Origin of the sequence: Nocardioides scoriae (assembly GCF_900104965.1) — a bacterium.
In the GTDB taxonomy this organism is placed as follows: domain Bacteria; phylum Actinomycetota; class Actinomycetes; order Propionibacteriales; family Nocardioidaceae; genus Marmoricola; species Marmoricola scoriae.
Genome location: NZ_LT629757.1, coordinates 1,487,268 through 1,506,350, shown reverse-complemented (window position 1 = coordinate 1,506,350; position 19,083 = coordinate 1,487,268). Strand labels below are relative to the sequence as shown.

The 19,083-nt window shown below is 74.2% G+C and carries 20 protein-coding genes and 2 pseudogenes; 16 read left to right on the top strand and 6 right to left on the bottom strand.

Translation table 11 applies throughout. The features are described from left to right. Positions 1-6: 6 nt before the first annotated feature. The 4 genes and pseudogenes from BLU55_RS07220 to BLU55_RS20145 all read right to left on the bottom strand — a co-directional run. Entirely contained in the window at positions 7-1,005 is a 999-nt protein-coding gene (locus tag BLU55_RS07220) for a metal ABC transporter permease (protein ID WP_197681123.1), read from the bottom strand. Further along, positions 1,005-1,835 (bottom strand): metal ABC transporter ATP-binding protein, encoded by an 831-nt coding sequence (locus BLU55_RS07215; RefSeq protein WP_197681122.1) that lies wholly within the window; start codon positions 1,833-1,835, stop codon positions 1,005-1,007. The genes BLU55_RS07220 and BLU55_RS07215 overlap by 1 nt, the downstream gene beginning before the upstream one ends. Further along, a pseudogene (locus BLU55_RS07210) lies at positions 1,832-2,587 on the bottom strand (metal ABC transporter substrate-binding protein); the annotation flags it as partial. The gene BLU55_RS07215 and the pseudogene BLU55_RS07210, both read right to left, overlap by 4 nt. Positions 2,588-2,652: 65 nt before the next feature. Then, positions 2,653-2,862, bottom strand: a pseudogene (locus tag BLU55_RS20145) (hypothetical protein); the annotation flags it as partial. Positions 2,863-2,923: 61 nt separating this feature from the next. On the opposite strand from BLU55_RS20145, the gene BLU55_RS07205 reads away from it, so the two are divergent. From BLU55_RS07205 to BLU55_RS07185, 5 genes are all read left to right on the top strand, one after another. Next, a complete protein-coding gene (locus BLU55_RS07205; RefSeq protein WP_091727776.1) occupies positions 2,924-3,238 on the top strand; it encodes an antibiotic biosynthesis monooxygenase family protein in 315 nt (104 codons plus the stop codon). 108 nt (positions 3,239-3,346) lie between these two features. Beyond that, complete coding sequence (locus BLU55_RS07200) at positions 3,347-4,744, top strand: glycine--tRNA ligase (RefSeq protein ID WP_091727773.1); 1,398 nt, start codon at positions 3,347-3,349, stop codon at positions 4,742-4,744. Between the two features lie 47 nt (positions 4,745-4,791). After that, positions 4,792-5,460, top strand: coding sequence for a hypothetical protein (locus tag BLU55_RS07195; RefSeq protein WP_091727770.1), 669 nt, complete (start codon positions 4,792-4,794; stop codon positions 5,458-5,460). A gap of 49 nt (positions 5,461-5,509) precedes the next feature. Beyond that, positions 5,510-6,661 (top strand): tRNA dihydrouridine synthase DusB, encoded by a 1,152-nt coding sequence (dusB, locus tag BLU55_RS07190; protein ID WP_269457942.1) that lies wholly within the window; start codon positions 5,510-5,512, stop codon positions 6,659-6,661. 122 nt (positions 6,662-6,783) lie between these two features. Further along, a complete protein-coding gene (locus BLU55_RS07185; protein WP_157682777.1) occupies positions 6,784-7,668 on the top strand; it encodes an SH3 domain-containing protein in 885 nt (294 codons plus the stop codon). A gap of 45 nt (positions 7,669-7,713) precedes the next feature. Here the strand turns inward: BLU55_RS07185 and BLU55_RS07180 are convergent, their stop codons facing one another. Continuing rightward, positions 7,714-8,358, bottom strand: a complete 645-nt coding sequence (locus BLU55_RS07180; RefSeq protein ID WP_091727765.1) for a TIGR03085 family metal-binding protein — start codon at positions 8,356-8,358, stop codon at positions 7,714-7,716. Positions 8,359-8,430: 72 nt separating this feature from the next. On the opposite strand from BLU55_RS07180, the gene BLU55_RS07175 reads away from it, so the two are divergent. Genes BLU55_RS07175 through BLU55_RS07150 form a run of 6 tightly spaced genes read left to right on the top strand, consistent with a single transcriptional unit; the run spans position 8,431 to position 14,015 of the window. Continuing rightward, positions 8,431-10,272, top strand: coding sequence for an ABC transporter ATP-binding protein (locus tag BLU55_RS07175; RefSeq protein ID WP_331713774.1), 1,842 nt, complete (start codon positions 8,431-8,433; stop codon positions 10,270-10,272). Further along, complete coding sequence (locus BLU55_RS07170) at positions 10,269-12,143, top strand: ABC transporter ATP-binding protein (RefSeq protein WP_331713773.1); 1,875 nt, start codon at positions 10,269-10,271, stop codon at positions 12,141-12,143. Before BLU55_RS07175 ends, BLU55_RS07170 begins: the two co-directional genes overlap by 4 nt. A 35-nt stretch (positions 12,144-12,178) precedes the next feature. Further along, the gene (gene hisI / locus BLU55_RS07165; protein ID WP_091727762.1) at positions 12,179-12,550 is read left to right on the top strand and encodes a phosphoribosyl-AMP cyclohydrolase; all 372 of its coding nucleotides are present in this window, start codon (positions 12,179-12,181) and stop codon (positions 12,548-12,550) included. Then, positions 12,543-13,286, top strand: coding sequence for a Trp biosynthesis-associated membrane protein (locus tag BLU55_RS07160; RefSeq protein ID WP_157682776.1), 744 nt, complete (start codon positions 12,543-12,545; stop codon positions 13,284-13,286). The genes hisI and BLU55_RS07160 overlap by 8 nt, the downstream gene beginning before the upstream one ends. Before the next feature lie 37 nt (positions 13,287-13,323). Continuing rightward, positions 13,324-13,572 (top strand): HGxxPAAW family protein, encoded by a 249-nt coding sequence (locus BLU55_RS07155; RefSeq protein ID WP_091727755.1) that lies wholly within the window; start codon positions 13,324-13,326, stop codon positions 13,570-13,572. Then, positions 13,572-14,015: a DUF2752 domain-containing protein gene (locus BLU55_RS07150; protein ID WP_091727753.1), complete on the top strand. Its 444-nt coding sequence runs from the start codon at positions 13,572-13,574 to the stop codon at positions 14,013-14,015. The genes BLU55_RS07155 and BLU55_RS07150 overlap by 1 nt, the downstream gene beginning before the upstream one ends. Positions 14,016-14,030: 15 nt before the next feature. On the opposite strand, the gene BLU55_RS07145 is transcribed toward BLU55_RS07150, so the two are convergent. Then, on the bottom strand, positions 14,031-14,474 hold the full coding sequence (locus BLU55_RS07145) for a DUF4190 domain-containing protein (protein ID WP_091727750.1): 444 nt from the start codon (positions 14,472-14,474) through the stop codon (positions 14,031-14,033). Between the two features lie 131 nt (positions 14,475-14,605). Here BLU55_RS07145 and trpC point away from each other — a divergent pair, with 131 nt between their 5' ends. Genes trpC through lgt form a run of 5 tightly spaced genes read left to right on the top strand, consistent with a single transcriptional unit; the run spans position 14,606 to position 19,037 of the window. Then, positions 14,606-15,400, top strand: a complete 795-nt coding sequence (gene trpC, locus BLU55_RS07140; protein WP_091727747.1) for an indole-3-glycerol phosphate synthase TrpC — start codon at positions 14,606-14,608, stop codon at positions 15,398-15,400. After that, positions 15,397-16,698: a tryptophan synthase subunit beta gene (gene trpB, locus BLU55_RS07135; RefSeq protein ID WP_091727745.1), complete on the top strand. Its 1,302-nt coding sequence runs from the start codon at positions 15,397-15,399 to the stop codon at positions 16,696-16,698. Before trpC ends, trpB begins: the two co-directional genes overlap by 4 nt. Then, the gene (gene trpA, locus BLU55_RS07130; protein ID WP_091727742.1) at positions 16,695-17,495 is read left to right on the top strand and encodes a tryptophan synthase subunit alpha; all 801 of its coding nucleotides are present in this window, start codon (positions 16,695-16,697) and stop codon (positions 17,493-17,495) included. Before trpB ends, trpA begins: the two co-directional genes overlap by 4 nt. Then, on the top strand, positions 17,488-18,144 hold the full coding sequence (locus tag BLU55_RS07125) for an SCO family protein (RefSeq protein WP_091727740.1): 657 nt from the start codon (positions 17,488-17,490) through the stop codon (positions 18,142-18,144). Before trpA ends, BLU55_RS07125 begins: the two co-directional genes overlap by 8 nt. Continuing rightward, positions 18,141-19,037: a prolipoprotein diacylglyceryl transferase gene (lgt, locus tag BLU55_RS07120; RefSeq protein WP_231917093.1), complete on the top strand. Its 897-nt coding sequence runs from the start codon at positions 18,141-18,143 to the stop codon at positions 19,035-19,037. The genes BLU55_RS07125 and lgt overlap by 4 nt, the downstream gene beginning before the upstream one ends. Positions 19,038-19,083: the final 46 nt, after the last annotated feature.

Here is a 19,083-nt window from a genome sequence, read left to right as displayed (position 1 = left end):
GGCGGGTCAGTGTTCGTCGTAGTGCTCGTCGTGCGCCGCGTGCCGGTGGCCGCCGTGGACGTAGTCGAGGTGGTCGCCGTGGCTGACGGCGACGTGGCCGCAGTCGGGCCCGTGGTCGTGGGGGTGGGGGTCGGTCTCGAGGTGCTCCGGCGGGTCGACCTCGGCGAAGGGAGCCCGCAGCCGGGCGCGGTGGCGCACCCACACGCCCAGGGGCCAGGTGGCCACGAAGCCGGCCAGCGAGAGCAGCACGATCGCCGGTCCGGGCGCCACGGCGGTGGTCGAGGGGGCCAGGGCCGAGAGCACGAGGCCGCCGACCGAGGCGAGGGTGCCGAGCACCATCGCCGCGGCCAGGGTGGAGCGGAAGGTGCGGCTGAGCTGCTGGGCGGTGGCCACCGGGACCACCATCAGGGCCGAGACCAGCAGCAGGCCGACCGTGCGCATCGCCACGGTGACGGTGACGGCGGCCAGCACCGCGATCAGCACGTTGTAGGCGCGGACCCGCAGGCCCGCGACGCGCGCGAACTCCTGGTCGTGGGCGATCGCGAACAGCTGGGGCGCCAGGCCCACGCAGCACAGCACCACGACCGCGGCCAGCACCATGGTGACCAGCACGTCGGGGATCGCGATGGTGGTGATGGCGCCGAAGAGGTACTCCTGCAGCCGGGCCGCGCTCTGCCCGCCGAGGCCAGTGAGCAGCACGCCGCCGGCCAGGCCGCCGTAGAACAGCAGCGCCAGCGCGACGTCGCCGTTGGTGTGGCCCCGCTCGCGGATCACCTCGATCAGCACCGCGCCCAGCACCGCCACCACGACCGCGGTCCAGGTGGGGGAGGTGCCGGTGAGCAGGCCCAGCGCCACGCCGGTCACCGCCACGTGGCCGATGCCGTCGCCCATGAGGGCCATCCGGCGCTGCACCAGGTAGGTGCCGATGGCGGGGGCGGCCAGGCCCACGAACAGCGCGGCGATCAGCGCGCGCTGCATGAAGCCGTAGTCGAAGATGTCGGGCATCAGTGGCGCTCCAGCGGGGCCGCGACGTGCGGGACGTGGTCGTGGCGCGGCGGGTGGTCGTGGACCTGGCGCGGGTGGTGGTGGTGGGCGTGCAGCTCGCCGAACGCCGCGTCGTGCACCTCGTGGTCGCCCAGGGGGGCGCCGTCGTAGGCGACCCGGCCGTCGCGCATCACCACGGCGCGGTCCACGAGCGGCGCCAGCGGGCCGAGCTCGTGGGCGACCAGGACGATGGTGGCGCCTCGCTGCTTGAGGGTCCCGAGCGCATCGGCGAGGGCCTGCTGGTTGAGCGCGTCGACGCCGGCGGTGGGCTCGTCGAGGAAGAACAGCTCCGGCTCGCCGGCCAGGGCACGGGCGATGAGCGCGCGCTGCTGCTGGCCACCGGAGAGCTGGGCGATCCCGTCACGGGCCTTGTCGGTGAGGCCCACCACCTCCAGGGCCTCGCGGACCGCGGCGCGGTCGGCCCGCGAGAGCGGCCGCAGCAGCCGGCGGCGGGTCAGCCGCCCGGAGGCGACGACCTCCCACACCGAGGCGGGGACGCCGGAGGTCGCGCCGGTGCGCTGCGGCACGAAGCCGACCCGCTGCCAGTCGTGGAAGTCGGCCACCGGCTCGCCGAAGACGCGCAGCTCGCCGGAGGTGAGGGGCAGCAGCCCGGTCAGCGCGCGCACCAGCGTCGACTTGCCCGACCCGTTGGCCCCCATCAGGGCGAGGAAGTCGCCGGTGCCGACCGCGAGGTCGATGCCGCGCAGGATCGGGCGCCCGCCGATGGCGACCGACCCGGCGACGAGGCTGACGGGGACCTCGGCGGGGGTGCTGCGGGGGGTGGGGTTCACGAGCACCCGTTGGCCTTCTCCAGCGCCGCGAGGTTGGCCTCCATCAGCGAGAGGTAGTCCTGGTCGGCGGTCTGGTCGCTGAGCCCCTCGATGGGGTCGAGGACGGCGGTGCCGACCCCGGCGTCGCGGGCCAGCGAGGCGCTGAGACGCGGGCTGACCAGACGCTCGGAGAACACGGTGGTGATGCCGTCGCGCGCGATCAGGTCCTGGAGCCGGGCCAGGTCGGCCGGCGTGGGCTCGGCGCCGGGGGACAGGCCTGCGATGGGCTCCATGACCAGACCGTACTTCGCCAGGTAGTTGAACGCGTCGTGGGAGACGACCACGGTGTCGCGCTGGCAGGACGCCAGGCCCTGCTCGTAGGCGCGGTCCAGGTCCTCGAGGTCGCCGCGCAGGTCGGCGGCGTTGGCGGCGTACTCCTCGGCGTGGTCGGGGTCGACGTCGGCCAGCTGCTCCGCCACGGCGTCGCCGAGGTCGGCCATCCGGGCCGGGTCCTGCCAGAAGTGGGGGTCGAGGTCGGAGTCGCCGTGGTCGTGGCCGTCGCCCTCGGTGTGGTCCTCCCCGGTGTGGTCCTCCCCGGCGTGGTCCTCCCCGGCGTGCTCCTCCTCCGCGGCGTGCTCGGCGGCGAGCTCCTGGAGGTCCACGACGTCGGCGGCGTCGAGGGTGTCGCCCTGCGCGTTCTGCTCGACGGCGTCGTCCACCGCGGGCTGGAAGCCCGACTCGTAGACCACGAGGTCGGCGTCGACGATCTCGACGGTCTCGGCCGGGGGATCTCCAGGTCGTGGGGCTCGCCGCCCGGCTTGGTGAGGTTGGCGACCTCGCCCCGGTCGCCGACCACGCGCTGCGCGACGTACTGCAGCGGGTAGAAGGCCGCGACCACCTGCACCTGCCCGTCGGACGCGGCGGCGCCGGGGCCGCCGTCGTCGCTGAAGGCGGCGCAGCCGCTCAGGGCCAGGGCGCCGGACAGCAGGCCGGCGGCGAGGGGGAGCCGGGTCGGTCGGGCCGGGCGGGACGGTCGGGGGAGGTGCATGAGAACGATTCTCATTGAGCCTGAGAATCATTGTCAAACCGAGCGGCGTACTGTCCGGTCCGTGCTGGTGGTGAACCGATTCCGGGTGGACGAGGACGACGCCGAGGCGTTCCGGCGCGACCTGGAGGCAGCGCACGCGGTGATGGCCGCGCAGCGCGGCTACGAGTCCGGCGACCTGGGGCGCAACGTCGACGACCCCACGCTGTGGACCATGGTGACGCGCTGGCGCGACGTCGGCAGCTACCGCCGCTGCCTGTCGTCGTACGACGTGAAGGTCGGCGCCGTGCCGCTGCTGAGCCGGGCGCTGGACGAGCCGTCGGCGTACGAGCCCCTCGACGGGGAGCTCAACCGGTGGGAGGCCCGCGAGCGCGGCTGAGCGTCGACCCGACTCCTCGGTAGGGTGTCCACTTCGCCCTGACCCGGGCGGACCGAACCCGTGACCGGCGCAGCCAGCGACCGGCAGAAGATCCCAGGAGCTCCACCCGTGGCCAAGCCGCCCCCGTCGACCGTCGACCACGTCGTCTCCCTCGCCAAGCGGCGCGGGTTCGTCTTCCCCTGCGGCGAGATCTACGGCGGCACCAAGTCCGCCTGGGACTACGGCCCGCTGGGCGTCGAGCTCAAGGACAACATCAAGCGGCAGTGGTGGCGCCAGACCGTCCAGGCCCGCGAGGACGTCGTCGGCCTGGACTCCAGCGTGATCCTGCCCCGCCAGACCTGGGAGGCGTCGGGCCACGTCGCGACCTTCTCCGACCCGCTCACCGAGTGCCAGTCCTGCCACAAGCGCTTCCGCGCCGACCACCTCCAGGAGGCGGTGGCGGAGAAGAAGGGCATCGACGACCCCGACACCGTCGACCTCGCCGAGCTCGCCTGCCCCAACTGCGGCACCCGCGGCGCCTGGACCGAGCCGCGGCAGTTCTCGGGCCTGCTCAAGACCTACCTGGGCGTGGTCGAGGACGAGTCGGGCCTGCACTACCTGCGCCCCGAGACCGCGCAGGGCATCTTCCTCAACTTCGCCAACGTCGTGACCAGCTCGCGCAGGAAGCCGCCCTTCGGCATCGCCCAGATCGGCAAGAGCTTCCGCAACGAGATCACGCCGGGCAACTTCATCTTCCGCACCCGCGAGTTCGAGCAGATGGAGATGGAGTTCTTCGTCAAGCCGGGCGAGGACGAGGAGTGGCACCAGTACTGGATCGACGAGCGCACGCGGTGGTACACCGACCTCGGCATCGACCCGGCCAACCTGCGCCACTACGAGCACGCCCAGGAGAAGCTCTCCCACTACTCCAAGCGCACCGTCGACATCGAGTACCGCTTCAACTTCGCCGGCTCGGAGTGGGGAGAGCTCGAGGGCATCGCCAACCGCACCGACTTCGACCTCAAGACCCACTCGGAGCACTCCGGCACCGACCTGTCCTACTTCGACCAGGCGGCCGGCGAGCGCTACCTGCCCTACGTCATCGAGCCGGCGGCCGGGCTCTCGCGCAGCCTGATGACCTTCCTGGTGGACGCGTACACCGAGGACGAGGCGCCCAACACCAAGGGCGGCGTGGACAAGCGCACCGTGCTCAAGCTCGACCCGCGGCTGTCGCCGGTCAAGGTCGCCGTGCTGCCGCTGAGCCGCAACGATGCGCTGACGCCGAAGGCCCGCGACCTCGCCGCCGAGCTGCGCCGGTCGTGGAACATCGAGTTCGACGACGCGGGCGCCATCGGCCGCCGCTACCGCCGCCAGGACGAGATCGGCACGCCCTTCTGCGTCACCGTCGACTTCGACACCCTCGAGGACGGCGCCGCCACCGTGCGCGAGCGCGACACGATGGCGCAGGAGCGGATCAGCCTCGAGGGCCTGCACCGCTGGCTCGGGGAGCGACTCGTCGGCTGCTGAGGCCGCAATGCGGCCCGGGGAGGGCGGCCGGCTGGCACGATGTGCGGGTGCTGCCGCCTTCCCCCTCGCGCCGGTCCTCCCGGACCGCCCTGCTCGCCGTGCTGGTCTCCTCGGGGCTGCTGGTCGCCGGCTGCGGCGGCGGTGACGCCTCCACCGGCGCGTCCGCCTCGGCCTCCACGTCGCCGTCCGCCTCCCAGCCCACGACCGACGTCGAGGTCCCCGACGGCGTCGAGCTCACGGCGGCCGGCACCGGCCTCGACCTGGGCCAGGACGCGGTCGTCCCCTACGAGCCCGGGGGCGCCGGGTCCGACGGGTCGGTGCTGTCGCTGCGCGTGGCCTCGGTCCGCACCGGCACCGTGAAGGACCTGGCGGCCTACCAGCTCGACGCCCGCACCCGCCGGTCGACGCCCTACTACGTCCGCTGGTCCGCCGAGAACGTCGGCACCGGCGACCTCGGCGGTGCGCCGGTCCCGCTGTACGCCGTCGACTCCGACGACAGCCTGGTGCAGCCCTCCTCGTTCACCAGCAGCTTCACCACCTGCCCCTCGACCCCGCTGCCGAAGAAGTTCGGCCAGGGCCGGAAGACCTCGGGCTGCCTGGTCTACCTGCTGCCCGACCGGGGGAAGCTCACCGGTGTCAGCTTCCGACCCGTGCAGCAGGTCGCCCCGATCACCTGGACCGGCGAGGTCCAGCCCGTGGCGAAGAAGAAGGGCTGACCCCGCCGGCGATTTGGGCGGCCCCGCGCCGGCGTCGCACACTGGTGCCGTGACGACCGCCGCCGCTCCCGTGCTGCCGCCGCTGCGCCTGGGGCCCCTCGAGGTTCCCACGCCGGTGGTGCTGGCGCCGATGGCCGGCATCACCAACGCGGCGTACCGCCGGCTGTGCGGCGAGCAGGGGGCGGGCCTCTACGTCTGCGAGATGATCACCAGCCGCGGCCTGGTGGAGGGCGACGAGACCACCCGCCGGATGCTGGTGTTCGACGAGGCCGAGACGGTGCGCTCGGTGCAGCTCTACGGCACCGACCCGGCGTACGTCGGGAAGGCGACCGAGATCCTCGCCACCGACTACGGCGTGGCCCACGTCGACCTCAACTTCGGCTGCCCGGTGCCCAAGGTGACCCGCAAGGGCGGGGGAGCGGCCCTGCCCTGGAAGCGCCGCCTGCTCGCGGAGATCCTCGAGGCCGCGGTCACCGCCGGCGAGCGCCACGGCGTGCCGGTGACGATGAAGACGCGCAAGGGCATCGACGAGGACCACCTCACCTACCTCGACGCCGGCCGGATCGCGCAGGAGTCCGGCGTGGCGGCGATCGCGCTGCACGGCCGCACCGCCATCCAGGGCTACTCCGGCACCGCCGACTGGGAGTCGATCGCCCGGCTCGTCGAGCACGTCGACATCCCGGTGCTGGGCAACGGCGACGTCTGGGAGGCCTCCGACGCGCTGCGCCTGGTCGCCGAGACCGGCGCCGCCGGCGTCGTGGTGGGACGCGGCTGCCTCGGCCGGCCGTGGCTGTTCCGCGACCTGGCCACGGCGTTCGCCGGCGAGCCGACCACCACCCTGCCCTCGCTGGGCGAGGTGGCGGTGATGATGCGCCGCCACGCCGAGCTGCTGTGCGCACACCTCAGCGAGGAGTGGGGCTGCAAGGAGTTCCGCAAGCACGTCGCGTGGTACCTCAAGGGCTTCCCCGCCGGCGGTGACCTGCGCCGCGCGCTGGCCCTGGTCAGCAGCCTGGACGAGCTGGACCGGCTGCTCGCCGAGCTCGACCCGGCCGCGCCGTTCCCGGTGCTCGAGCTGGGCTCGCCGCGGGGTCGGCAGGGCGCTCCCCGCAAGGGCGTCGCGCTGCCCGAGGGCTGGCTCGACGACACCGACGGGACCGCCGGACTGGCCCGCGAGGACGTCGCCGAGACCACCGGCGGCTGAGCGCCCGACCGGCGCCGGACGTGTCCGAGGTCACCCCCGGACCCGGGAACCTCGATTGGCCAGGCGGGGTCCCGCCATGTTTGTGTGGTGCGAATGCCCTGACCCCGACGTGAGGAATCCTCGTGCCCCGAGGCCCCCGCCGCCTGGTGCCCGGCTCTGCCCGCACCCGCACCATCGCCCTTGTCACCGCCCCCCTCCTGACCGCCGCCGTCGTCGGCGTCGGGGTCGCCGCCGGCGACCCGGAGCGCGCCACCCCGGCCGCCACGGCCTCGATCTCCGACGCCGCCGCGACGCCGTCCGCCGAGGCCTCGCCCACCGAGGAGCGCACCCTCGGCACCTCCCGCTCCGCGGCCCGCGTGCCGCTCGTGAGCACCCGGGTGCCGAAGGCCACCGGCAAGCTGTGGACCACCGCCCCGCTCAAGCTGCGCGTGCAGCCGCGCGAGCAGACCCGCAGCGTCGGCACCGCCGCCGAGGACACCCGCGTCGCCGTGACCGGCGAGCGCCGCGACGGCTACGCCGAGGTCGTGGTCGGCAGGACCGCCCGCTGGGTCACCGCGTCGTACCTCAGCCGGACCAAGGTCGTCGACCCGCCGCCCGCGGCCGCCTCGGGGAGCGGCAGCGCCGGGAGCAGCTCGTCGGCGTCCGGCACGAGCAGTGCGCCGTGCCCCGACGGGTCGAGCATCGAGTCCGCCCTGCAGCCCGGCGCGGTGAAGATCTACCGGGCCGTGTGCGCCGCCTTCCCCGAGCTCTCGGCGTACGGCGGCCAGGACGGCCACGGCGAGCACGTCAACGGCGAGGCCATCGACTTCATGGTGCCCAGCGGCGACGTCGGCGAGCGGGTCAAGGACTACCTGTACGCCAACCGCGCGGCGTTCGACCTGTTCGACATCATCTGGGCCCAGCACATCTGGACCATCGAGCGCTCCGCCGAGGGCTTCCGGCCGATGGAGGACCGCGGCTCCGCCACGGCCAACCACTTCGACCACGTCCACATCAAGATCAACTGACGCCCCGACCGGGCGGCGCGGCCGCGCGGGCGGCGACCGGGGACGCTAGAGGCCCAGGTCGCTGCCGCGCAGGCGTCGCACGCCGTCCGGCGGGCCCTCGACCGTCACGCCGCGGTGCTGGTCGCGACCGAGCAGCAGCATCGCCACCTCGCTCGGCTCGCCGCTGACGACCACGGGATCGGCGCCGCTGCGCAGCGTGGTCGCCCCGGTGCCCTCGGGGGCCCCCGGCCAGCGCAGCTGCACGGGCACGCCCGAGGAGCGGACGGCACCCCGGCCCGCCACCGCGAGCGAGCGCCACAGCGCTCCCTGCTCGGTCGTGGTCAGCTCCCGCGGCTCCCACGACGGCGCCGCCCGGCGCACGTCCTCGTGGTGGACGAAGAACTCCAGGGTGTTGGCCGCGCGCTCCACCGGGGGCAGCGCCATCGGCGACCACACCGGCGGACCGCTGCGCACCCGCTCGACCAGGGCCGTGAAGTCCTGGCGGGCCAGCGCCCGCGAGGTGCGGGTGGTGAGGAACGACAGCGGCGGCGCCACGATGCCGGTGGCGCCGAGCGGGTGGCGCTCGCGCACCACCAGGTGGACCACCAGGTCCTTGACGCTCCAGCCCTCGCACAGGGTCGGGGCGTCCTGTCCCGCCTCGAGGGCCGAGTTGCACAGGGCCGAGCGCTCCGAGCGGGACATCGGTTGCATGACCACGATCCTAGGACGGGCGGCGCGACCGGTGTAGGCGCTGTCGGTGGTGGTGCCTACTGTGGGGGAGTTGTGTCGAGCCCCTCACCCGCCCCGTCCCCACCCACCGCCCCGACCCGCGCCCCCGCCGCCGCCGCGGCCCCGGGCCGACGCCGGGCCTCCAGCCTGTCCGCGGGCTTCCGCGTCCTGGGCGTCGGCATCCGCCGCGAGCCGTGGGTCTTCACGCTGTCGGCCATCGGCAGCGTGCTCTTCGGAGCGCTGACCGTCGCCGACGCCTGGGTGCTCGGCTGGGCCACCGACCACGTGCTGCTGCCCGCCTTCGACACCGGCACCACGACGACCAAGGGGCTGCTGGCGATCCTCGCGCTGTTCCTCGGCGTCGCGATCCTGCGGGCGGTGGGCATCGTCGCGCGGCGCCTCGGCGCCGGCATCATGCAGTACCGGATGCAGGCGGCCTACCGCCGCGAGGTGACTCGCCAGTACCTCACCCTGCCGATGGACTGGCACCAGCAGCACCCCACCGGCGAGCTGCTCTCCAACGCCAACTCCGACGTCGAGGCCGCCTGGGCGCCCATCGCGCCGCTGCCGATGGCGGTCGGCACGCTGGCGATGATGGTGATCGCGGTCGCGCAGATGCTGTTCACCGACCTGCTGATGGCGGTCGTGGGGCTGCTGGTCTTCCCGCTCGTGATGGTGGCCAACGTCGTCTTCCAGCGGCTGTCGTCGCCCATCTTCACCCGCATCCAGTCGCTGCGCGCCGAGCTCAGCGAGGTGGCCCACGAGTCCTTCGACGGCGCCATGGTCGTCAAGACCCTGGGCCGCGAGGAGCAGGAGACCGAGCGGTTCGCGGCCAGGGCCCGGATGCTGCGCGACGAGGGCATCCGCGCCGGTCGCATCCGCGCCGCCTTCGACCCGCTGCTCGAGGGCCTGCCCAACCTCGGCGTGCTGGCCGTGCTCGGGGTGGGCGTCGCCCGCGTCGGCTCCGGCGCCGCCGACCCCGGCGACGTCGTCACCGTGGCCTACCTGCTCACCATCGTCGCCTTCCCGATCCGCTCCATCGGCTGGCTGCTGGGGGAGTTCCCGCGCTCGGTGGTGGGCTACCAGCGCGTGCACCGCGTGCTCGACGTGGTCAGCACGACCACCCACGGCGAGGCGCGCCCGGTCGTCGACGACCGGGGCGCACGCCTCGAGGTCGAGGGGCTCGACTACCGCTACGTCGCCGACCAGCGGCTCCTGGAGGGCCTCGACTTCGAGCTCGCCCCCGGGCGCACGGTCGCGGTCGTGGGCGCCACCGCGTCGGGCAAGAGCACCCTGACCTCGCTGGTGACCCGGCTCGTCGACCCGGTCGGCGGCCGGCTGCGCCTCGACGGCCACGACCTGCGCGACCTCGCGCCCGGCGAGCTCGCGCGCCACGTGGCGCTGGTGCCCCAGAGCGCCTTCCTCTTCGACGACACCGTGCGCGGCAACGTCACCCTGGGGGCCGAGGTGCCCGACGAGGACGTCTGGGAGGCGCTGCGCACCGCCCAGGCCGACGGCTTCGTCGCCGCCCTCCCGCACGGCCTCGACAGCCGGCTGGGTGAGCGCGGCACCTCGCTCTCCGGCGGCCAGCGCCAGCGCCTGTCGCTGGCCCGGGCGCTGCTGCGGCGGCCGCGCCTGCTCGTCCTCGACGACGCCACGTCGGCCGTCGACCCCGAGGTCGAGGCCCGGATCCTCGCCGGGATGCGACGCACCGGCGGCGGCACCACGATGCTGCTCGTGGCCTACCGCAAGGCGACCATCGCGCTGGCCGACGAGGTGCTCTTCCTCGAGCACGGCCGCATCGCCGACCGCGGCACCCACCAGGAGCTGATCGCCCGCAACCCGGGCTACGCCCACCTGGTCAACGCCTACGAGACCGAGGGGGCCGCGTCGTGAGCACCAGCACCGACTCGGGCACCGACCCGACCGCGGACCCCACGACCGACCCGGTCGAGCAGCTGGCCGCCGAGGGCACCAGCGTCGAGAGCGGCGACGAGATCGGCGCCTGGGCCACGATGCGCCAGGGCCTGGTCCACTCGCCCGAGCTGGCCGAGGGCTTCGGCCTCACCCTGTTCCTCGCGCTGGTCGGCACGGGCGGCCGGGTGGTGGTGCCGGTCGCGGTGCAGCAGACCCTGGACCGCGGCATCAACGCCCCCGGTGGCATCGACTACGGCTTCGTGGGCCAGATGGCGCTGCTGGCCGGTCTCGCGATCGTGCTGACCGGCGCCTCGTCGTACCTCATGACGGCGCGGCTGTTCACCTCCGCCGAGCGCGGCCTGGCGACCCTGCGCACCAAGGCCTTCCGCCACGTGCACGACCTGCCGCTGCTCACCCAGAACACCGAGCGCCGCGGCGCGCTGGTCTCCCGCGTCACCAGCGACGTCGACCAGGTCTCGCAGTTCGTCGTCTTCGGCCTGGTCTTCGGCATCATCAGCGTCGGCCAGGTGCTGCTCGCCACCGTGGTGATGCTCGTCTACTCCTGGGAGCTGACGCTGCTGGTGTGGGTGTGCTTCGCGCCGCTGTTCATCTCGCTGCGCTACTTCCAGCGGCGGCTGTCGCTGGCCTACGGCGTGGTGCGGCGCTCGGTCGGCAGCATGCTCTCGGCGATCTCCGAGCCGGTGGTGGGCGCGGTGACCGTGCGCACCTACGCCATCGAGGAGCGCACCCAGCAGCGCATCGACGAGGCGATCCGGGTCAACCAGGCGGCCTCCACCCGCGCCCAGGGGCTGACCGCGTTCTCGTTCTCGCTCGGGGGCGTCTCCGCCGGCCTGGCCAACGCGGGGGTGCTCATCCTCGGCATCTGGCTCGGCCTCGACGGCGGCATCACCTCGGGCCAGGTGCTGGCCTTCGCCTTCCTGGTGACGCTGTTCGTGGGGCCCGTGCAGATGGGCACCCAGGTGCTGACCGACGCCCAGAACGCCATCGCCGGCTGGCGACGCGTCATCGGCATCCTGGACACCCCGGCCGACCTCGACGACCCGGGCCCCTCGGGCAGCTCGCTGTCCCGCGGCGCGATGGACGTCACCTTCGAGGACGTCTCGTTCGGCTACCCCGGCGGCACGCTCGTGCTGCGCGAGGTCGACCAGCACCTCGCCTCGGGCAGCCGGATCGCCGTCGTCGGCGAGACCGGCTCGGGCAAGACCACCTTCGCCAAGCTGCTGACCCGGCTGATGGACCCCACCTCGGGCCGGGTGCTGCTCGACGGCGTCGACGTGCGCGAGGTGGAGTTCGCCTCGCTGCGGCGCCGCGTGGTGCTGGTGCCCCAGGAGGGCTTCCTGTTCGACTCCTCGCTGCTGGACAACGTCCGCTACGGCGACCTCGACGCCACCCGCGCCCAGGTGGTCGCCGCGGCGACCGAGCTCGGCCTGGGGGACTGGCTCGAGGGCCTGCCCCACGGCCTCGACACCCGGGTCGGGCAGCGCGGGGAGTCGCTCTCCGCCGGCGAGCGCCAGCTGGTCGCGCTGCTGCGGGCCCACCTGGCCGACCCCGACCTGCTGGTGCTCGACGAGGCCACCAGCGCGGTGGACCCCGCCCTGGAGATGCGCATCGGCCGGGCCCTGGAACGGCTGATGAGCGGGCGCACCAGCGTCACCATCGCCCACCGGCTGTCCACCGCCGAGCAGGCCGACGAGGTCATCGTCTTCGACCGCGGCCGCGTCGTGCAGCGGGGCCACCACGCGGCGCTGGTGCAGGAGCGGCTCGAGGGCGACGAGCCGTCGGTGTACGCCCGCCTGCACGCCTCCTGGGTGGCCCAGCAGGCCCTGTAGGCCCCGGCCGTGCCCGCGGCAGGGATACTGGACGCGTGACCCGGCAGCAGACCAGCGACCTCGACCCGGCCGTGGCCGGCCGCCTCAAGCGGACCTCCGACGGGCTGGTCCCCGCCGTCGTGCAGCAGCACGACACCGGCGAGGTGCTGATGCTGGGCTGGATGGACGACGAGGCGCTGCACCGCACCCTCACCACCGGGCGCGGGACCTACTGGTCGCGCTCGCGCCAGGAGTACTGGGTCAAGGGCGAGACCTCCGGCCACGTGCAGCGGGTCGTCGACGTCCGCCTCGACTGCGACGGCGACACCCTGCTGGTGCAGGTCGACCAGACCGGCCCGGCCTGCCACACGGGCGACCGCACCTGCTTCGACGCCGACCGGCTGCCGCTGGCGCCTGCCCGTGGCTGAGCGCAGGCGCAGCTTCGGTCCCGTCGTGCTCGCGGGCCTGGTCACCGCCGGGCTCGCCGCGCTGGCGGCCGGCCGCTCCTGGGTCGGCGGCGCGAGCACCGGCGACGCCCGCACCAACGGCTCGCTCGCCGGCGCGGTCTCCGACAGCAGCACCACCTACCCGCTGGCGTCGGCCCTGAGCCTGGTGCTCCTGGCCTGCTGGGGCGTGCTGCTCGTCACCCGGGGCCGCGTCCGCCGCACCTTCGCCGTGCTGGCCGCCGTCGCCGCCGTCGGGCTGGTGGCCGCGGTCGTCGTGGGCGGGCTCACCCTGCCCGGGGACGCCGGCAGCTCCTACGACCGGCTGATGGGCCGCTCGGTCGACACCGGCCTGACCGCGTGGTTCTGGACCGCGGCCGTCGCCGCCGTGCTGGCCGTGGTGCCCGCGGTCGCCGCCGTGCGGCTGGTCCCGTCGTGGCCGGAGATGGGCTCGCGGTACGACGCCCCCACGGCGTCGGCCGGGGCGGGCGAGACCACGCGCCGTGGCCCGGAGCGGGCCGACGCCGGCCCCCCGACCGAGCAGGAGCTGTGGAAGGCGCTCGACGAGGGCCGCGACCCGACCGACGTCCCGGCCGACGTCCCGGGCGACCTCCCGGACGACGTCCGGGGCGAGGTCAGGGCCGACGTCCGGGGCGACGCAGGAGGCCCCCCGGACCCGTCGGGGCCGTCCACCGGCGGGCAGCGCGACCCCTCTGCCTAGAATGTGCGCCACGTCCACCCACGAACCGAGGAGCTCCATGTCCGACAACCACGGCAACACCCCGGCAGCCTGGTCGGCCGTGGTCGTCGGCCTCGCCGCCTTCGTCGTGGGCGGGATCGGGCTGATGATCGGCAGCATGCTCACGTTCTGGATCGGGGTCGCCCTGGCGCCGATCGCCCTGGTCGTCGGCGCCGTGATGTCCAAGCTGGGCTTCGGCGGCCGTGACCACAGCAAGGAGCGCGCCGAGGCGCGCGGGCGCGAGCACGGCGAGGAGCCGGCGCGCTGATGCCGCCGTCCGCCGGGCCCTCGGCCCCGGCGGTCCCCGGCTGGGCCCGGGCCCGCCAGCCGCTGCTGGTCGGCGCCGGCGTCGCCGCGCTGACGCTCGCGCTGCGGCTGCGCGACCCGCACCAGCAGGGCAGCTGGGGCGTGTGCCCCTACCTGCTCACCACGGGGTTCTACTGTCCCGGCTGCGGGGCCCTGCGGGCGGTCAACGACCTCGCCCACGGCGACGTCGCCGGCGCGCTCGGCAGCAACCTGCTGCTCACGCTGCTGGTGCCCGTCGTGGTGGTGCTCTGGGCCCGCTGGCTGCTGCGCTCCTGGCGCGGCGCGCCTCCCGGCCCGGGCCCGGGCCGCGCCGGCCGGGTCGCCCTCGTGGCCGTGGCCGCCGTGGTGATGGTGACCTTCACCGTGGCGCGCAACACCCCCCAGGGCGCCTGGTTGGCTCCCTGAGGGGTGTGGCACGCCTCAGCCGAGGTTGATCTCGCCGCTGTTCCAGCCGAAGACGATGTTGAGCACGAACAGCACCACGCCCAGGACGAGGCCGACGATGCCGAGGACCAGGCCGGCCTTGGCCAGGCCGTCGCCCTTCTGCCGGCCGCCCGACTGCGCGATCTGCTTGCGGCCGATGACGCCGGTCACCACCGCGGCGATGCTCAGCACGAAGAAGTTGCAGCACAGCACCCCCAGGATGCCGGTCACCAGCGAGACGATCGCCAGCGGCGAGGTCTGCTGGGGCTGCGGGTAGCCGTCGGGCGCGCCGTACGGCCCCGGCGTGCCGGGCGGCGGGGGCGGTGGCGGGGTGGCGCCGTACCCGGGCTGGTCGACGGGCCGGTCGCCCGGGCGGGTGGGGTCGTGCGGGCCGCCGGTGGGCTCCTGCCCCGACCCGTACGGGGGGTAGTCGTTGCTCATCTGGACCCTCTCGCGGTCTGGTGGGAGACGCCGAACCTACCGACACCCGCCCCTGCGGCCTGTGAGAACCTGGTACCTGCACCGGACCGTGTCGCACCGACCGGTCCCGCACCACTGCTGGAAGGCCTCGCATGTCCGTGCTCGACGACATCGTCGCCGGCGTGCGCGAGGACCTCGCCGCCCGCCAGGCGCAGGTGGGGGAGTCGCAGCTGCTGGAGGCGGCCGCCGTCCTCCCGCCCGCGCTCGACCCGCTCCCGGCGTTCCGCGCGCCCGGCCTCTCGGTCATCGCCGAGGTCAAGCGCAGCTCGCCCAGCAAGGGCCACCTCGCCCCGATCCCGGACCCGGCCGCGCTCGCCGCGGCCTACGCCGCGGGCGGGGCCGACGCGATCTCGGTGCTCACCGAGCAGCGTCGCTTCGGGGGCAGCCTCGACGACCTGCGCCAGGTGCGCGCCGCCGTCTCGACGCCGCTGCTGCGCAAGGACTTCGTGGTCACCGGCTACCAGCTGCTCGAGGCGCGCGCCGCCGGCGCCGACCTGGTGCTGCTGATCGTCGCCGCGCTCGACGACGCGCTGCTCCACGACCTGCACCAGCAGGCCGGCGAGCTGGGCCTGACCGTGCTCACCGAGGTGCACGACGAGGCCGAGACCGAGCGCGCGCTGGCCGTCGGAGCCCGGCTCGTGGGCGTCAACGCCCGCAACCTCAAGACCCTCGAGGTCCACCCCGAGGTCTTCGGACGGCTCGCCGGGCTGCTGCCCGACGACGTCGTCACCGTCGCCGAGTCCGGGGTCACCGGGCCCGACGACGCCGCCAGGTACGCCGCTGAGGGTGCACAGGTCATCCTGGTGGGCGAGGCCCTCGTCAAGGACGGGGATCCCCGTGGCGCCGTCGCGGCGATGCGGGCAGCAGCACCAGGAGGAGAGCGATGAGCACCACCGTCAACCGCCCCGAGACCACCCCTGCCGCAGGAGCCCCCGGCTCTGCCGGCGGCCCCGACGAGGCCGGCCGCTTCGGCAGCTTCGGGGGCCGCTTCATGCCCGAGGCGCTGATGGCGGCCCTCGACGAGCTGACGCTGGCCTGGCAGGACGCCATGGGCGACGCGGCGTTCGTGGGCGAGTTCGAGCGCATGCTGCGGGAGTACGCCGGCACGCCGAGCCTGCTCTACGACGCCACCAAGCTCTCGGAGAAGGCCGGCGCCCGGATCCTGCTCAAGCGCGAGGACCTCAACCACACCGGCGCCCACAAGATCCGCAACGTGCTCGGCCAGGCGCTGCTGACCAAGCGGATGGGCAAGACCCGGGTCATCGCCGAGACCGGCGCCGGCCAGCACGGCGTCGCGACGGCCACCGCCGCGGCGTACCTCGGGCTCGACTGCACCATCTACATGGGCGAGGTCGACACCCAGCGACAGGCGCTCAACGTGGCGCGGATGCAGCTGCTCGGCGCCGAGGTCATCCCCGTCACCTCGGGCGCGCGCACCCTCAAGGACGCCATCAACGAGGCGATCCGCGACTGGGTCTCCACGGTCGAGCACACGGCGTACTGCTTCGGGACCGCCGCCGGCCCGCACCCCTTCCCCGCGATGGTCCGCGACTTCTGCCGCGGGATCGGCGACGAGGCCCGCGAGCAGACCCTGGCGCTGACCGGGGCCCTTCCCGACGCGGTGCTCGCGTGCGTCGGTGGCGGCTCCAACGCCATCGGCATCTTCACGGCGTTCCTCGACGACACCGGTGTCGACCTGGTCGGCCTCGAGCCCGGCGGCGACGGCGTCGACACCCCGCGCCACGCCGCGACCATCCACGCGGGTCAGGTCGGCGTCCTCCACGGCGCGCGCACCTACGTCCTGCAGGACGACGACGGCCAGACCTCGGAGTCGCACTCGATCTCCGCCGGTCTCGACTACCCCGGCGTGGGTCCGCAGCACGCCCACCTCGCCGAGACCGGCCGCGCGACGTACCGCCCGGTGACCGACGCGCAGGCCATGGACGCGATGGCGCTGCTCTCGCGCACCGAGGGGATCATCCCGGCCATCGAGTCGGCCCACGCCGTGGCCGGCGCGGTGCAGCTGGCCGCCGAGCGCCCCGGGTCGACGATCCTGGTCAACCTCTCGGGCCGCGGCGACAAGGACATGGGCACCGCGATCGAGTGGTTCGGCCTCGGGCAGACGACGCCCGACGGCGAGCCGCGACCGGCCACCGAGGAGCAGATCGCCGAGGGGGCCAAGTGAGCCACTCCACCGCCACTGCGTTCGAGAAGACCCGCGCCGACGGCCGGGCCGCGCTGGTGGGCTACATGCCCGCCGGCTTCCCCGACGTCGACGGCGCCGTCGAGGCGATCGGCGTCATGGTCGAGCACGGCTGCGACATCATCGAGATCGGGCTGCCCTACAGCGACCCGGTGATGGACGGCCCCACCGTCCAGGCCGCCGCCCAGCAGGCCCTCGAGGCCGGCACCCGGACCACCGACGTGGTCCGCACTGTCGAGCGCGTCGCGGCGATGGGCGTGCCCACCGTGGTGATGACCTACTGGAACCCCGTCGAGCGCTACGGCGTCCCGCGGTTCGCCGCCGACCTGGCCTCGGCCGGGGGAGCAGGGCTCATCACCCCCGACCTGACCCCCGACTCCGCCGAGGAGTGGATCGCCGCCGCCGACGAGCACGACCTCGACAAGGTCTTCCTGGTGGCGCCGTCCTCCACGGACGCACGGCTGCGCTACACCACCGACCACTGCCGCGGCTTCGTCTACGCCACCGCCGTCATGGGCGTGACCGGCACCCGCACGTCGTCCTCCGACCTGGCCGGACCGCTCGTCGGGCGCACCCGCCAGGCCACCGACCTGCCCGTCGGGGTGGGTCTGGGGGTCTCCAACGGCGACCAGGCCGCCGAGGTCGCGGCGTACGCCGACGCGGTGATCGTCGGCTCGGCCTTCATCCGCGTGCTGCTCGACGCCCCCGACCGCCGCACCGGCCTGGCCGAGCTGGCCCGCGTCACCGCCGACCTCGCCGACGGCGTGCGACGTGGCTGAGCGCCGCGCCCGCCGGGTGGTCTCGGGCCTGCTCGCCGCCGGCCTGCTCGGGCTCACCGCCGCGTGCGGGGGCGGCGGCGAGAGCGGCGCACCCGTCACCGGCATCACCAGCAGCGACGACGACGGCTACCGGGGCATCTACTTCGCGCCCGACGAGGCCTACCAGGTCCCCGACGTGACGCTGACCGACACCGAGGGCCGGCCCTTCGACCTGGCCACCCAGCAGAAGCGGACGCTGGTCTTCTTCGGCTACACCAACTGCCCCGACATCTGCCAGACCGTGATGAGCACCATCGCCTCGGCGGTGGCCAAGCTGCCCCAGGCCGACCAGGACAAGCTCCAGGTCGCCTTCGTCACCACCGACCCGGCCCGCGACACGGCCTCGGTGATGCGGCGCTACCTGGACCGCTTCGACCCCGACTTCGAGGGCGTCACCGGCTCGCTCGCCGACATCGACCGGCTCGGCACCCCCATGGACATCTACGTCGAGAAGGGCCGCAAGCTGCCCAGCGGCGGCTACGAGGTCGACCACTCCACCGTCGTGGTCTCGGTGTCCGACGCTCGCGGCGACCTCGTCTGGACCGGGGCGACCTCCCCGTCGGACATGGCGGCCGACCTCGAGCAGGTGCTGCGGGACGACGCGGCGTGAGCGGCACCGTCCTGGCGCTGCTGCCGCTGTCCATCCCCAGCCCGTCGCAGGGCGTCTGGTACCTCGGCCCGGTCCCGATCCGGGCCTACGCCCTGTGCATCATCCTCGGCGTCGTGGTGGCCGTGTGGCTCGGCGAGCGTCGCTGGGTGGCTCGCGGCGGCGTGCGCGGCCAGGTCGGCGACGTCGCGCTGTGGGCCGTGCCCGCGGGCGTGGTCGGCGCCCGGCTCTACCACGTGGCGACCGACCACGACCTCTACTTCGGGCCCGGCCGCGACGCCTGGCGGGCGCTGGAGATCTGGAACGGCGGGCTCGGCATCTGGGGCGCCATCGCCGGCGGGTTCCTGGGCGCGTGGTTCTACTGCCACCGCCACGGGATCCTGGTGCGCCCCTTCGCGGACGCCCTGGCCCCGGGGCTGCTGCTCGCCCAGGTCGTGGGCCGCTTCGGCAACTACTTCAACCAGGAGCTCTACGGCCGGCCCACCACGCTGCCCTGGGGCCTGGAGATCGACCCGGCCAACTGGCCCACGGGCCTCACCTTCGCGGCCGGCACGACCTTCCACCCGACCTTCCTCTACGAGGCGCTGTGGAACCTCGCGGGCGTCGCGCTGCTGCTGGTGCTCGACCGTCGCCTGCGCCTGGGCTTCGGGCGGGTGTTCGCGCTCTACGTGATGATCTACACCGCCGGACGCGGTTGGATCGAGACCTTCCGCATCGACACGATCGAGCTCGACGACGTGCTCGGCCTGCGCTGGGGGGTGTGGATGTCGCTCGTGCTCTTCGTGCTGGCGGCGCTCTACTTCGTGGCCGCCGGACGCCGGCACCGGTCCCCGCAGACCCGCGAGCCGGTGCCCTACCGGGAGGGCGCGCGCGCCGCCCAGCCCGTCGCCGACTGAGAGATTCCACGCACCGTCCGCGGAGGGTGGCGCACGCCACGCCTGC

Bases quoted from the DNA above. Each gene is read 5' to 3' on its own strand.
- BLU55_RS07155 (WP_091727755.1), top strand. From the start codon at position 13,324: ATGTCCGACAACCACGGCAACACCCCGGCAGCCTGGTCGGCCGTGGTC.
- BLU55_RS07150 (WP_091727753.1), top strand. From the start codon at position 13,572: ATGCCGCCGTCCGCCGGGCCCTCGGCCCCGGCGGTCCCCGGCTGGGCC.
- BLU55_RS07145 (WP_091727750.1), bottom strand. From the start codon at position 14,474: ATGAGCAACGACTACCCCCCGTACGGGTCGGGGCAGGAGCCCACCGGC.
- trpC (WP_091727747.1), top strand. From the start codon at position 14,606: ATGTCCGTGCTCGACGACATCGTCGCCGGCGTGCGCGAGGACCTCGCC.
- BLU55_RS07220 (WP_197681123.1), bottom strand. From the start codon at position 1,005: ATGCCCGACATCTTCGACTACGGCTTCATGCAGCGCGCGCTGATCGCC.
- trpB (WP_091727745.1), top strand. From the start codon at position 15,397: ATGAGCACCACCGTCAACCGCCCCGAGACCACCCCTGCCGCAGGAGCC.
- BLU55_RS07180 (WP_091727765.1), bottom strand. From the start codon at position 8,358: ATGCAACCGATGTCCCGCTCGGAGCGCTCGGCCCTGTGCAACTCGGCC.